This window comes from Haloactinopolyspora sp. (assembly GCF_027324685.1).
In the GTDB taxonomy this organism is placed as follows: Bacteria; Actinomycetota; Actinomycetes; order Jiangellales; family Jiangellaceae; genus Haloactinopolyspora.
Genome location: NZ_DAHVSH010000160.1, coordinates 1 through 12,703, shown reverse-complemented (window position 1 = coordinate 12,703; position 12,703 = coordinate 1). Strand labels below are relative to the sequence as shown.

16 protein-coding genes are annotated in these 12,703 nt (G+C 70.6%); 5 read left to right on the top strand and 11 right to left on the bottom strand.

All coding sequences use genetic code 11. The features are described 5' to 3' along the window. The 5 genes from M6444_RS17195 to M6444_RS17175 all read right to left on the bottom strand — a co-directional run. Positions 1–546, bottom strand: a 546-nt coding sequence (locus M6444_RS17195) for an RNA methyltransferase (RefSeq protein WP_298330163.1), incomplete at its 3' end; no start/stop codon positions are given. Between the two features lie 31 nt (positions 547–577). Next, complete coding sequence (locus M6444_RS17190) at positions 578–1,327, bottom strand: sulfite exporter TauE/SafE family protein (RefSeq protein ID WP_298330160.1); 750 nt, start codon at positions 1,325–1,327, stop codon at positions 578–580. Then, positions 1,324–2,550, bottom strand: a complete 1,227-nt coding sequence (locus M6444_RS17185; protein ID WP_298330157.1) for an SPFH domain-containing protein — start codon at positions 2,548–2,550, stop codon at positions 1,324–1,326. Before M6444_RS17185 ends, M6444_RS17190 begins: the two co-directional genes overlap by 4 nt. A gap of 91 nt (positions 2,551–2,641) precedes the next feature. Continuing rightward, entirely contained in the window at positions 2,642–3,103 is a 462-nt protein-coding gene (locus tag M6444_RS17180) for an NfeD family protein (RefSeq protein WP_298330154.1), read from the bottom strand. A gap of 25 nt (positions 3,104–3,128) precedes the next feature. Further along, positions 3,129–3,911, bottom strand: a complete 783-nt coding sequence (locus M6444_RS17175; RefSeq protein ID WP_298330152.1) for an ABC transporter ATP-binding protein — start codon at positions 3,909–3,911, stop codon at positions 3,129–3,131. 98 nt (positions 3,912–4,009) lie between these two features. Here M6444_RS17175 and M6444_RS17170 point away from each other — a divergent pair, with 98 nt between their 5' ends. Both M6444_RS17170 and serB read left to right on the top strand, forming a co-directional pair. After that, complete coding sequence (locus tag M6444_RS17170; RefSeq protein WP_298330149.1) at positions 4,010–4,774, top strand: hypothetical protein; 765 nt, start codon at positions 4,010–4,012, stop codon at positions 4,772–4,774. A gap of 38 nt (positions 4,775–4,812) precedes the next feature. Then, positions 4,813–6,036, top strand: a complete 1,224-nt coding sequence (gene serB, locus M6444_RS17165) for a phosphoserine phosphatase SerB (RefSeq protein ID WP_298330146.1) — start codon at positions 4,813–4,815, stop codon at positions 6,034–6,036. Positions 6,037–6,046: 10 nt separating this feature from the next. Here serB and M6444_RS17160 read toward each other — a convergent pair whose 3' ends face one another. After that, complete coding sequence (locus tag M6444_RS17160; RefSeq protein ID WP_298330144.1) at positions 6,047–6,556, bottom strand: histidine phosphatase family protein; 510 nt, start codon at positions 6,554–6,556, stop codon at positions 6,047–6,049. A gap of 194 nt (positions 6,557–6,750) precedes the next feature. Between M6444_RS17160 and M6444_RS17155 the strand changes: the two genes are divergently transcribed. Genes M6444_RS17155 through M6444_RS17145 form a run of 3 tightly spaced genes read left to right on the top strand, consistent with a single transcriptional unit; the run spans position 6,751 to position 9,254 of the window. After that, complete coding sequence (locus M6444_RS17155) at positions 6,751–7,959, top strand: amino acid deaminase/aldolase (protein WP_363326410.1); 1,209 nt, start codon at positions 6,751–6,753, stop codon at positions 7,957–7,959. A 23-nt stretch (positions 7,960–7,982) separates the two neighbouring features. Then, positions 7,983–8,567 carry an AAA family ATPase gene (locus M6444_RS17150; protein WP_298330140.1) on the top strand — a complete coding sequence of 195 codons (585 nt, stop codon included), beginning with the start codon at positions 7,983–7,985 and terminating at the stop codon, positions 8,565–8,567. Between the two features lie 6 nt (positions 8,568–8,573). After that, complete coding sequence (locus M6444_RS17145; protein WP_298330138.1) at positions 8,574–9,254, top strand: MOSC N-terminal beta barrel domain-containing protein; 681 nt, start codon at positions 8,574–8,576, stop codon at positions 9,252–9,254. Positions 9,255–9,282: 28 nt separating this feature from the next. Here the strand turns inward: M6444_RS17145 and hisG are convergent, their stop codons facing one another. From hisG to M6444_RS17120, 5 genes are all read right to left on the bottom strand, one after another. Next, positions 9,283–10,146: an ATP phosphoribosyltransferase gene (gene hisG, locus M6444_RS17140; protein ID WP_298330136.1), complete on the bottom strand. Its 864-nt coding sequence runs from the start codon at positions 10,144–10,146 to the stop codon at positions 9,283–9,285. A 13-nt stretch (positions 10,147–10,159) separates the two neighbouring features. Further along, on the bottom strand, positions 10,160–10,423 hold the full coding sequence (locus M6444_RS17135) for a phosphoribosyl-ATP diphosphatase (RefSeq protein ID WP_298330134.1): 264 nt from the start codon (positions 10,421–10,423) through the stop codon (positions 10,160–10,162). A gap of 36 nt (positions 10,424–10,459) precedes the next feature. After that, complete coding sequence (gene ribH, locus M6444_RS17130) at positions 10,460–10,936, bottom strand: 6,7-dimethyl-8-ribityllumazine synthase (protein ID WP_298330132.1); 477 nt, start codon at positions 10,934–10,936, stop codon at positions 10,460–10,462. Beyond that, the gene (locus M6444_RS17125; RefSeq protein ID WP_298330130.1) at positions 10,933–12,189 is read right to left on the bottom strand and encodes a bifunctional 3,4-dihydroxy-2-butanone-4-phosphate synthase/GTP cyclohydrolase II; all 1,257 of its coding nucleotides are present in this window, start codon (positions 12,187–12,189) and stop codon (positions 10,933–10,935) included. The genes ribH and M6444_RS17125 overlap by 4 nt, the downstream gene beginning before the upstream one ends. After that, positions 12,186–12,703 (bottom strand): riboflavin synthase (locus tag M6444_RS17120; RefSeq protein WP_298330128.1); only part of this gene is annotated, 518 nt, incomplete at its 5' end. The genes M6444_RS17120 and M6444_RS17125, both read right to left, overlap by 4 nt.

Sequence of the window (12,703 nt, the reverse complement as noted above, 5' to 3'; positions counted from 1 at the left end):
GATCCGGGTCCAGGGCACCTGGAACACCGTGCCCATGCTGACCTTGATGGAGCGGCGGTACAACGGGTCGGCGCAACGCGGCGTGACCAGCACCGCGTCGACGCCCATCGCCGCGGCTGATCGAAAACATGCACCGACGTTCGTATGGTCGATCAGCGAGTCCAGTACCGCGATCCTGAACCGGCCGTGGGTGCCGTTCACCACCGACTCGACGCTGGGCAACCGGCTGCGGTGCAGCGATGCCAGAGCACCCCGGTGGACGTGAAAGCCGGTCACGGCCTCGATGAGTTGTTCGGAGGCGACGTAGCACGGCACGTCACCGGCAGCGTCCAGAATGTCGGCGAGCGACTCCACCCACCGCGGCGCCATCAAGAACGAACGCGGCCGGTGTCCGCTGGTCACCGCACGGCGGATGACCTTCTCCCCTTCGGCCAGGAACAGCCCGTGCTCGGCCTCCAGCGACGTACGCAGTTGCACGTCGCGCAAGCGGACGTAGTCGGTCAGGCGGTCGTCCTGCGCGCTGTCGACGTGGACGATCGTCGCCATCACACCCACCGCCCGGGCTCGCTTGCTGCGCTCATCGCACCACCATCGCGACGGCGGCCACCAGTCCCACGACGACGACCACCCCGCGGAGCACCAGCGACGGCAGCGACCGGCCGACCTTGGCACCGAACAGCCCGCCGCCAACGGCGCCCAGCGCGATCATGCCCACCACCGCCCAGTCCACGTCGGCGGCGATCACGAAGACGATCCCCGCGACCAGGTTCACGAGGCCGGCCTGCACGTTCTTGGCGGCGTTCAGCCGCTGCAACGAGTCGTCGAGGCTCAGTCCCAGCACGGCGAGCAGAATGACCCCCTGCGCGGCCCCGAAGTAGCCGCCGTACACGGCCGTGGCCAGCACGAGCACCCAGACGCCGGCCCCACCGTCGACCTTGCGCTCGCGCTGCTTCAATCGCCGCGCCAGCCACGGCTGGATCGCCACGAGCGTGCAACCCAGCACGATCAAGCCGGGAACGATCGCCTCGAAGGCCCCCGGCGGCAGCACGAGCAGCAGCAACGCACCACCGACGGCCCCGACCACCCCGGCCATGCCGAAGCGCACCATCCTGGAGCGTTGCCCGGACAGTTCGCGGCGATAGCCCCAGGCACCGGCCATCGAGCCGGGCACCAGCCCGACCGCGTTCGACACGTTGGCCACGACCGGCGGATAGCCGACCGCGAGCAGGGTCGGGAACGTGATCAGCGTTCCCGACCCCACGACTGCGTTGATGGTTCCCGCGGCGAAGCCTGCCGCAACGACCGCGACGGCCTCGAGCAAACTCACTCCGCAGGCGGCGCAGGCGGCTTCGGCGGCACGGGAGGCTCGTCAGCGGAGTCGGTGGCCGCAGGTGTGGCGCCGCTACCCGTGTTGGGGGCGGCGTCGCGGCGCGGTGGGCGCGCCTCACCCTGGCCTGGCTCGGTGGACGCGGCACGGGCGTCCTGCAGGGCGCGGCGGACCTCGTCCTCGGCTGCCGACACGGCGGTCTCACCTTCGGCCGCGGCCTGGTCGGCGGCCTCGTGAACCTCTTGGGCGACTTGGGCCGGTGTCTGCGCGGAGTCGTCGGTGGGCTCGACCGGCTCGCCGGGCAGCGAGCCGAGCTTGCCGACTGCGGCCCCCATGCCTTCCAGCGCCTTGCCGATCTCGCTGGGCAGCACCCACACCTTGTTCGCATCGCCCTTGGCGATCTCGGGCAGCATCTGCATGTACTGGTAGGACAGCAGCGCCTGGTCCGGCTTGCCGCGATGGATGGCGTTGAACACCGCGCCGATGGCCTTGGCCTCACCGTCGGCGCGCAGGATGGACGCTTGCTTCTCGGCTTCGGCGCGCAGGATCTGCGACTGCTTGTCGCCCTCGGCGGTCAGGATCGCCGACTGCTTCTGCCCCTCGGCGGTCAAGATCTGAGACTGCCGGACACCTTCGGCGTTGAGGATGGCCGCACGCTTGTCGCGGTCGGCGCGCATCTGCTTCTCCATGGAGTCCTGGATCGACGGCGGCGGGTCGATGGCCTTCAGCTCGACTCGGTTCACCCGGATGCCCCACTTGCCGGTGGCGTCGTCGAGCACGCCGCGCAGCGCGTTGTTGATCTCCTCGCGGCTGGTCAGGGTCCGCTCGAGGTCCATACCACCGATGACGTTACGCAGCGTGGTGACGGCCAACTGCTCGATGCCCTGGATGTAGTTGGCGATCTCGTAGGTCGCGGCCTTGGGGTCGTTCACCTGGTAGTAGATGACCGTGTCGATGGACACGACCAGGTTGTCCTGGGTGATGACCGGCTGCGGGGGGAAGGAGACCACCTGCTCGCGCAGGTCGATCATCGGCAGCACGCGGTCGATGAAGGGCACGATGACCGTCAGCCCGGGGTCGAGGGTGCGCTGATACCGCCCGAGCCGCTCGACGATGCCCGCGCGCGCCTGCGGAACGATCCGCACCGACTTGGCCAGCGTTACGAGAACGAAGATGGCCAGCAGGACGACGACGAAGATGAGAAATGCTTGACCGGCTTCCAATTGAGGACCTTTCGGCTACTTCGAGTGCCGGGCACCCGCACGAGATCAGATCGTGCGGCACAACCTACTACGGCGCATCGACGGCGAACTACTACGGCCCGTCGGCGGCGAACACCAGGGCCGTGGCGCCGTCGATCTCGATGACGTCGACGTTGCGGCCGGGCTCGATGACCGATTGGCCGTCGTAACAACGCGCCGTCCACACCTCGCCGGCGAGCTTGATCAGTCCATGCTCGGCGTCGACCTGTTCGACGACGACGCCCTTGCGCCCGACCAGCGCTGCCGCACCGGTGCGCACGCCCGCCGCCCGCATGTGCCGCTTGGCGATGGGCCGGACGAACCCCAGCAGCGCCACGCTCAACCCGATGGCGACCAGGGCCTGCGTGATCCACCCGAAACCGGCCACCGCGACGATCGCGGCGCCCGCAGCGCCGCCTGCCAGCATGATGAAGACGAAATCGAGCGTGACCGTCTCGACGATGCCCAGGACGATGGCCAGAGCCACCCACGCCAGCCAGGCGGTACTGCTGACCCAGTCCCAGAACTCCTGCATACCCTCAGCTTAGAAGGTGGCCGGCTCACGCGGCTCGCGCGCGCCAGCGGCCCTCGATCAGCTCCACCCGCAGCGCGATCCCGAACGTCTTCGTCAGGGCGTCGTCGGTGAGCGTGTCGTTGATGGCGCCCGCGGCGACGACTCGCCCCTCGGTCAGCAGCAGCGCGTGGGTGAACCCGGCCGGGATCTCCTCCACGTGGTGGGTCACCAGGATCGTGGCCGGGGCCGCCGGATCGGCGGCGATGTCGCCGAGGGTGGCCACCAGCGTCTCGCGCCCGCCGAGGTCGAGCCCGGCGGTCGGTTCGTCGAGCAACAGCAGCTCGGGGTCGGCCATGAGGGCCCGCGCGATCTGGGCGCGCTTGCGCTCGCCCTCGGACAGCGTGCCGAACGTGCGCTGGGCCAGGTGGCCGATGCCCAACCGGGACAGCAGCCAGCGTGCCCGCTCGTCGTCCATCTGCTCGTAGGACTCCCGCCAACGTCCCACCACGGCGTACGCGGCCGTGCGCACGACGTCGAGTACACGTTCGCCCGGCGGGATCCGCTCGGCCAGCACCGCGCTGGTCAGCCCGATGCGAGGGCGCAACTCGAAGACGTCGACCGCACCCAGGATCTCGCCGAGCACCGCCGCGTAGCCGCTGGTCGGATGCATCTGCGCCGCCGCGATCTGCAGTAGCGTCGTCTTGCCGGCACCGTTGGGTCCCAGGATCACCCACCGCTCACCGTCGGCCACCGACCACGTGACGTTGTCGAGCAGCCGGTTACCCGAACGGATGAGCGTCACGTCGGCGAGTTCGAGCACGTCGGACATGGCGGGGAACGGCTCCTCGGTGGAAAGCTCGGCGGGCGGATTTTTCGATCGTCGATGACCCCCACCGACTCTATCGGCTCGTCGTAGTCTTGGCCGACATGGTCACCCTGCCCCGCTCGGCGCGGCTCGCAGCGTGGGCGACGGCGTGGTTGCGTGGCGACACCACGCTCGACGACGTCGTCACCCGGACCCGCGGCGACGACGAGCCCCACGAAGCTCTAGACATTCCCGGCAAGATCACCACGGTAGGCCTACCGGAGGCGTTGCTCGCGTTGCGCGATGTCGGTGTGCGCGCATTCCGGGTGGCGCTGCCGGTACCTGGCGACCCGCGCGGATTGGGCGGGCCGCCTGAGCTCAACGGCGATGCTCTCGACGCGGGCGAGGCCGTGCTGACCGAGCCGGCCGACGCCGCGCCCTATGCCTTGGTCCCCGACGTGCAGACGTTCGGTCCGCCCGGCGACCAGGGCCATCTGGTCACGTGGGTGTGCCGGCGGGCGAACCCGGCGCCGCCGGGGCCGTCGCTGTCCGAGGCGGAGAAGGCGATGACGTTCGCGCTGCTCGAAGCCGGTGCCGAGCTCAGCGATCTCGACGTCGCCTCGTGGCGCCCCGAGGTCGCGACGTTGCTCGACGACGTCCGGTCCAGCCGAGCGGCCGACCCGCTGCCCCGCGCGTTTCCAACGCAGGCGCAGACGGTGGCCGCCCGCGGGGCGCGGCTGCTGGCCGTGGTCGGCTTCGCCCTCGACGACGACGGCGGGGCCGTGACTTCAGCGGCTGCGCAGTCCCGGCGCGCGGCGCTCGTCCCGTTGGAGCAGGCGGCACGCCACGCCCTGGTGGCCGCCTGCAATGCGATGACGGACGCCTGAGCGGTGGCATCACGCCAGCCGGGTAGGCTGAGGCCGCGATGACCGTTCCGTCCGAACACCAGCCCCGCACGCTGCTCGTGACCCTCACCGGGCGCGACCGGCCCGGGTTGACCGCCGCTTTGTTCGCCACGCTGGCCCGCCACGACGTCGACGTCCTCGATGTCGAGCAGGTGACCGTCCGCGGCCGCCTGGTGCTGGCCACACTGCTCGGTGAGCCGCCCGACGAGGCGGCGCTGCGCCGCGATCTGGCAGCGGTGTCCGACGACCTCGACGTCGAGGTCGAGGTCGACGCCGGCCACGGTGACCACCGGCGTGCGGCCGGACGCGTGCACGTGACCGTGCTCGGCGCGCCGTTGCGCCCCGGCGCGGTCAGCGCCTTGGCCCGCACCATCGCCGCAGCCGGCGCCAACATCGACCGGATCGTGCGGCTGGCGTCGTATCCCGTCACGTCGGTGGAGCTGGAGGTTTCCGGCGCCGACCCGGCGGCGTTGAAATCCGAGCTCGCCGCGGTGGCGGTGACCGAGGCCGTCGATGTCGCCGTCCAGCCGTCCGGACTCATCCGCAGGGCGAAACGCCTGGTCGTCATGGACGTCGACTCCACGCTGGTCCAGGGTGAAGTCATCGAGATGCTCGCCGAACGAGCCGGAGTGCTCGACGAAGTCGCCGAGGTCACCACCCGGGCGATGCGCGGCGAGCTCGACTTCGCCGAGTCGCTGCGTTCCCGGGTCCGCCTGCTCGCGGGTCTGCCGGCCACGGCCATCGACGAGGTGCGCGACGCCGTCCAGCTGACCCCCGGTGCGCGCACGCTGATCCGCACGCTCAAGCGTCTGGACTACCGCTGCGCCATCGTCAGCGGTGGGTTCAGCCAGATCACCGACCCGCTGGCCGGCGAGCTCGGCATCGACTACGCAGCCGCCAACACACTGGAGATCGCCGATGGCCGGCTGACCGGTGAGCTGGTCGGGCCGATTCTCGACCGGCCCGGCAAGGCGGCCGCACTGGCCCGCTTCGCCGCTTTGGAGGGCATCCCGCTCTCCCAGACCGTCGCCGTCGGTGACGGCGCGAACGACCTGGGCATGATCGCCGCGGCGGGGCTCGGTATCGCCTTCAACGCCAAACCGATCGTGCAAGACGCCGCCGACACCGCGGTGAACGTGCCGTACCTGGACGCCGTGCTTTATCTGCTGGGCATCAGCCGAAGCGACATCGAGGCCGCCGATGCTGCCGACGGCGTGGTGACCCCGGCACCGCCGCTGGCCTGATCATGCCGCCTCAGCCGCGCGCCACCGTCGCCGCGGTCAGCCGGGCGGTTCCCGGGTCGAGCTCAGCCCAGTCGCCGCTCAGCTCGAACACCGTCACCGCCGACGTCGGATAGCCGCCTTGCAGACCCGCGGCTCCGTCCGCCGATGATCGCCCGTCGTCGAGCAGGCTCGCCAGCATGCCGATGCCGGGATTGTGGGCGACCAGGAGCGCGCTGACGGTCGCGGCGGGCAGGGCCCGCACGAGCTCGAGCAGTTCCCCCGCGCCGGCATAATAGGCGTCCTCGGTGATGCGCGCCTCGGGCTGCTCGTCGAGCTCAGCGGCGAGCAACCGGAAGGTCTCTTGCGCTCGGCTCGCCCCGGACACCAACGCCACCTGCGGTGACAGACCGAGCGAGCGCAACCACCGGCCCACTTCAAGGGCATCGCGCCGGCCGCGCTCGGTCAAGGGTCGGTCATGATCGGGCACACCGTCGGGCGTCGCCGCCTTCGCGTGCCGGACGAGTACGAGCTTTTTGGCCACCTGCGCCAGCCTAGAACACGCCGACCTCAGGTAACTTGCTCGCAGTGCAACCCCGTGACCCGGCCTGCGCCAGTCACACCGTATGGTCATGACTCGTCCCGATCTGGTAAGGATTCGCTGTGGAGATCACCGCGCCCGACACTTCGGCATCCGACGTTCCCCAGCCGCCCAACCAGCCCGCGCCCACGTCGCCGGTGGCGAGTTCCAGAGCCGACCTGCGCCACCGCCTCAACACCGCCACAGCCGGTTTCGAGGCCCCACTGGCCGCCATCGACATGGACGCCTGGGACGTCAACGCCGCCGATCTCGTCCGCCGCGCGGCGGGCAAGCCGATCCGGGTGGCGAGCAAGGCGCTGCGCAGCCGCACGCTGCTGCGGGACGTGCTCGCGCTGGACGGCTTCCACGGGGTCCTGGCGTTGACGCTGTCCGAGGCGCTGTGGCTCTCGGCCACCGGGCTGTGCGACGACGTCGTGGTCGGCTATCCCAGCGCCGAGCGTCGTGGACTGTCCCGCCTCGCCAGCGACGAGGAGGTGGCGCAGGCGGTCACCTTGATGGTCGACGACGTCGCGCAACTCGACCTCGTCGACGCGGTCGCACCCAGTGAGAACCGCACGCAGGTCCGGGTCTGTCTCGACCTCGATCTGTCCTGGCGGCCGATGAACGGCCGGGTCCGCATCGGGGCGAAGCGATCGCCGCTGCACACCGTCGACGACATCGTCCGCCTGGCCCGTGAGGTCGAGGCACGGCCGGGCTTCCGCCTGGTCGGGCTCATGGGTTACGAGTCGCAGATCGCCGGGGTGCAGGACGCGCCGCCCGGACGCCCGTGGCGCGGCCGGCAGGTGCGGTTCATGCAGAAAAGGTCCTGGGCCGAACTCACTGAGCGGCGCATCGCCGCCGTCGAGGCCATCCGCGAGTTCGCTGACCTCGAGTTCGTCAACGGCGGCGGGAGCGGCTCGGTCGAGCTCACCGCGTCCGACCCGTCGGTCACCGAGATCACGGCAGGTTCCGGCCTGCTCGCCCCGCGCCTGTTCGACGGCTACACCAGCTTCGCCCCCCGGCCCGCGGCCTTCTTCGCCGTTCCGGTGGTGCGCCGGCCCGGTCCCGGCGTCGTCACCGTCGCAGGCGGCGGCTACATCGCCAGCGGCGCGGTCGGCGAGGACCGCCTGCCGGTTCCGTGGCTGCCGGAGGGCCTGCGGCTCGACCCGGCCGAAGGCGCAGGCGAGGCACAGACCCCGTTGCTCGGCACGCCGGCCGACGACCTGGCGATCGGCGACCGGGTGTGGTTCCGGCACGGCAAAGCCGGCGAGCTGGCCGAGCGGTTCGACTCGTACTACCTCGTCCGCGGCGAACGGCTGATCGACACCGTGTCGACCTACCGCGGCGACGGCAAGACCTTCCTCTGAAGGCTCGCGTAGGCTCGAAGCCCGTGCCTGTCATCACCCTCGACGACCTGGCGGCACGCATCCGCGCCACCCCGCCGGCCGCCGGCTCGACCACGATCGTCGCCGTCGACGGGCCGTCCGGCGCCGGCAAGACGATCCTCGCTCAGCGGCTCGCCGAACGCCTCGACGCGCCGGTCGTCCGCCTGGACGAGCTCTACCCCGGCTGGGACGGCCTGGCCGCGGGCGCGAAAGCCCTGGCCGAACAGGTCCTGCTGCCGCTCGCCGAGGATCGCCCCGCCCGGTACCAACGCTGGGACTGGGACCGAGACGACTACGGCGAATGGGTCGACGTGCCTTCGGCACCGGTGTTGCTCGTCGAGGGGTGCGGCAGCGGGTCGACGCTCGGTGCCCGCGCCCTGGCGCTGCTGTTGTGGGTCGAGGCCCCGGCCGCCCTCCGGCACCAGCGTGGCCTCGCCCGCGACGGCGAGGCCTACCGCCCGCACTGGCAACGCTGGGCCCGTCAAGAGGACGCCCTGTTCGCCGCCGAGCGCACACGAGAACGCGCCGACCTCATCATCGACACCTCGGTACCGCACGATGCCTGCGAGGTGCCGATTCGCGTACCGTAACCGGTCGTGCGCGTCGTCGAAGTGAACATCCATCCGGTCAAGTCCACGAGTGCGTTGTCGGTCGGGCATGCCGCCGTCGAGCCGTGGGGCTTGGCCCACGACCGACGGTTCATGGTCGTCGACAGCGACGGCGTGGTCGTCACGGCCCGTGAACACCACGATCTGCTGGGTGTCACGGCGATGCCCCTCGGCCTCGGGCGGATCCGTCTCGACGGCCGGCACGCCGGACCCATCGACGTCGACGCCACCGCGTCGGACGAGCAGGTTCTGGTCCGGGTCCACAAGAGCGAGCTGCAGGCCAGGCGCGTCGACGCTGCCGCCGCGGCGTCGCTGCGGCAGCTCAACGACTGGATCGCCGAAGCGGCCGTGGAGCGCGGCGAACAGCTCCCGAAGCCGCTGACGATGCGCCGGTTCCGGCCCAACGTCGTCGTCGACGGCTCGGCACCCTTCGCCGAAGACCACTGGCGCCGGGTCACCATCGACGACGTGGAATTCCGCGTGGCCAAGCCGTGCGACCGGTGCGTCATGACGACCGTCGACCCAGTCACCCTGGCCAGCGGCAAAGAACCGCTACGCACGCTGGCCCGGTATCGCCGGTGGGACGGCAAGACCTGGTTCGGCGCGTACCTGATACCGGACGGCAGCGGGCACATCTCGGTCGGTGGCGCCCTCACCGCCACCGGCTGACGCGCCGCCGAAGGGCTCAGACGGCCGGTCAGATCCGGCAGGCGAGGATGTCGGTGACGAGGATGGCGCGCGCCCCGATCTCCCACAGGTCGTCCATCACCCGCTGGGCGTCCACGCGCGGCACCATGGAGCGCACCGCCACCCAGCCTTCGCGGTGCAGCGGCGAGACCGTCGGCGATTCCAATCCCGGGGTCAGCGCGCTGGCCTCGTCCAGGTGCTCGGCCCGGATGTCGTAGTCCATCATCACGTAGCTGCGGGCCACCAGCACACCGTTGAGCCGCCGGACCAGCTGCTGCACAGCGGCAGGCCGCTCACCGTCGCGACGGGCGACGAGCACAGCCTCCGAGCGCAGGATCGGCTCGCCCACGACCTCCAGACCGGCCTGACGCAACGTGGTGCCGGTTTCGACGACGTCGGCGATGACGTCGGCCACCCCGAGCTGCACGGCAGTCTCGACGGCGCCGTCGAGCCGGATCACGGACGCGTCGATACCGCGTTCGGCGAAGTAGTCCCTCAACAGCCCCGGATACGACGTGGCGACGCGCAGGCCGGCGAAGTCCGTGACGTCGTCGGCCGTGCCCGGCCGCGCGGCGAAGCGGAACGTCGAGCCGCCGAACCCCAACGCCAGCAATTCCTGCGCCGCCGCACCGGAGTCGAGCAGCAGGTCGCGGCCGGTGACGCCGACATCCACGGTGCCCGCGCCGACGTAGACGGCGATGTCGCGGGGCCGCAGATAAAAGAACTCCACGTTGTTGTCCGGGTCGCGCAGGACGAGGTCGCGGGCCCCGTCGCCGCGTTGCCGGTAGCCGGCCTCGCGCATCATCTCCGCGGCGGCCGAGGCCAGTGCGCCCTTGTTGGGCACGGCGATTCGCACAGTGGTGGTCGAAGGCATGACTGTGGGCACCTCAGAGCTTCCGGTAGACGTCATCGAGCGAGATTCCGCGAGCGAGCATCAGCACCTGCACGTGGTACAGCAACTGAGAGATCTCCTCAGCGGCCCGCTCGGCGCTCTCGTGCTCGGCCGCCATCCATGCCTCGGCCGCCTCTTCGACCACCTTCTTGCCGACCTGATGAACCCCGTGACGTACCGCATCGACCGTGCCGGAGTGCGGGTCACCGGCCTCCACCTTGGCGGACAGTTCGTTCCACAGGTCTTCGAAGCTCTTCACGTCGCACCAGAGTACGGGAGGCTCGACGCGAGCGGATCACGCCTGGTGCGCACGCAACGCGAGCACCGTCGTCAACGCCGCTTGCGCCGCCTCGTACCCCTTGTCCTCGCGAGAGCCTTCCAACCCCGCACGTTCCAGGGCCTGGGCTTCATCGTCACAGGTCAGCACGCCGAACCCGACCGGGACACCGGTGTCGACGGCGACCTTGGTCAGCCCATCGGTGGCCGCACTGCACACGTAGTCGAAATGCGGCGTCGCGCCCCGCACCACGACCCCCAGCGCGATCACCGCGTCGTACCCGGCGCGCGCCAGCCGGGCCGCGGCGACCGGCAACTCGAACGATCCCGGGACGCGTAGCACCACCGGCTCACGCACACCGGCCTCGTCCAGCGCCCGGCGCGCACCGCCGAGCAGCCCGTCCATGACCGTGGTGTGCCACAGCGCTGCCACCACCGCCACCCGCAGGTCGCCCGCGTCGTCGATCTTCAGCGTCGGAGCGCCTTGTCCGCTCATGAATCATCCCTTCGATCGATCGGAAGGGTGCCCAGGTCGTGCCCCATCCGGTCGCGTTTGGTCGTCAGGTACCGCAGGTTCTCCGGGTTGGCCGCGACGGGCAGCTTGACCCGCTCGACCAGCTTGATGCCGTACCCCTCGATGCCGGTGAGCTTCGCCGGATTGTTCGTCATCAGCGCGATGGAACGGACGCCGAGGTCGGCCAGGATCTGCGCGCCCGTGCCGTAGTCGCGGGCATCAGCGGGCAGCCCCAGCTCGACGTTCGCGTCCACGGTGTCCAGCCCGTTGTCCTGCAACTCGTAGGCCTGCAGCTTGTGGGCCAGGCCGATGCCGCGTCCTTCGTGACCACGCAGATACACCACGACCCCGCGCCCGGCCTCGCCGATCATGGCCATCGCCGCTTGCAACTGCGGGCCGCAGTCGCAACGCAACGAGCCGAACGAATCACCGGTCAGGCACTCCGAATGCAGGCGCACGAGTACGGCGTCGCCGGCCTCGCCGGTCCCCTCGCCGCCGACCTCACCCATGACCATCGCCGCATGCTCACTGCCATCGAGCAGGTCACGATAGGCGTAGGCGGTGAACACCCCGTGGGCCGTGGGCATGCGGGCGGCGGCCACCCTCTCGACCTGCAGCTCGGTACGGCGGCGGTATCGGATCAGGTCGGCGATCGAGATCATCGCCAGGCCGTGCTCGTCGGCGAACTCGCGCAGCGCCGGGGCCCGCATCATCGACCCGTCGTCGTGCACGATCTCGCACAGCACACCCGCCGGGGACAGCCCGGCCAGGCGTGCCAGGTCGACGGCGGCCTCGGTATGGCCCGGACGCCGCAGCACGCCGCCCTCGGCCGCGCGCAGCGGGAAGACGTGCCCGGGCCGGCTCAGCTCGTGGGGCTCGGTCGCGGAGTCGGCCAGCACGCGGGCCGTGTGTGCCCGTTCCGCGGCGGAGATGCCGGTGGTGACGCCGTGGCGGGCGTCCACGGAGATCGTGAACGCCGTACCTTTGCGGTCCTCGTTCACGTAGGTCATGGGCGGCAGCTTCAACCGGTCGAGCTCGCTACCGAGCATGGGTACGCACACCACGCCCGAGGTGTGGCGCACGGTGAATCCCATCAGCTCCGGCGTGGCTCGGGCCGCGGCGAAGATCAAGTCGCCCTCGTTCTCGCGGTCCTCGTCGTCGACGACGACGACCGCCCGGCCCGCCGCGATGTCGGCGATGGCCCGCTCGATGCTGTCCAGTGGCACGTCGGTCATGACCTGTCTCCTGTTCCGGCCATCAGCCGCTCGACGTATTTCGCGACGACATCGACCTCGAGGTTGACCACGTCACCGGGGCGGCGCCGGCCCAGCGTGGTCAGTTCCAGCGTCGTGGGAATCAGGCTCACCTCGAACCAGTCGGTGGCGACGGCGGACACGGTGAGCGAGACGCCGTCTACGGCCACCGATCCCTTCTCGGCGACGTAACGCATCAGCTCCGGGGGCGCCTCGATGCGGACCACGTCCCATCGGTGTCCGGGCGTGCGGCTGAGCACGGTGCCCACGCCGTCGACGTGACCTTGGACGATGTGCCCGCCGAGGCGGTCCGACGCGCGTACCGCGCGTTCCAGGTTCACGCGATCACCCGGCTCGCGTCGCCCCAGGGTGGTGCGGTCGAACGTCTCGCGCATGACGTCGACGGTGAACCGGTCGTCGTCGACGTCGACGACCGTCAGGCACACACCGTCGACGGCGATCGACGCGCCGTGCACGGCGTCGCTGGCCGCGAGTG

What these genes read in the sequence shown, in the direction of transcription:
- M6444_RS17180 (WP_298330154.1), bottom strand. Translation starts at nt 3,103, where the DNA reads ATGCAGGAGTTCTGGGACTGGGTCAGCAGTACCGCCTGGCTGGCGTGG.
- M6444_RS17175 (WP_298330152.1), bottom strand. Translation starts at nt 3,911, where the DNA reads ATGTCCGACGTGCTCGAACTCGCCGACGTGACGCTCATCCGTTCGGGT.
- M6444_RS17170 (WP_298330149.1), top strand. Translation starts at nt 4,010, where the DNA reads ATGGTCACCCTGCCCCGCTCGGCGCGGCTCGCAGCGTGGGCGACGGCG.
- serB (WP_298330146.1), top strand. Translation starts at nt 4,813, where the DNA reads ATGACCGTTCCGTCCGAACACCAGCCCCGCACGCTGCTCGTGACCCTC.
- hisG (WP_298330136.1), bottom strand. Translation starts at nt 10,146, where the DNA reads ATGCCTTCGACCACCACTGTGCGAATCGCCGTGCCCAACAAGGGCGCA.
- ribH (WP_298330132.1), bottom strand. Translation starts at nt 10,936, where the DNA reads ATGAGCGGACAAGGCGCTCCGACGCTGAAGATCGACGACGCGGGCGAC.
- M6444_RS17125 (WP_298330130.1), bottom strand. Translation starts at nt 12,189, where the DNA reads ATGACCGACGTGCCACTGGACAGCATCGAGCGGGCCATCGCCGACATC.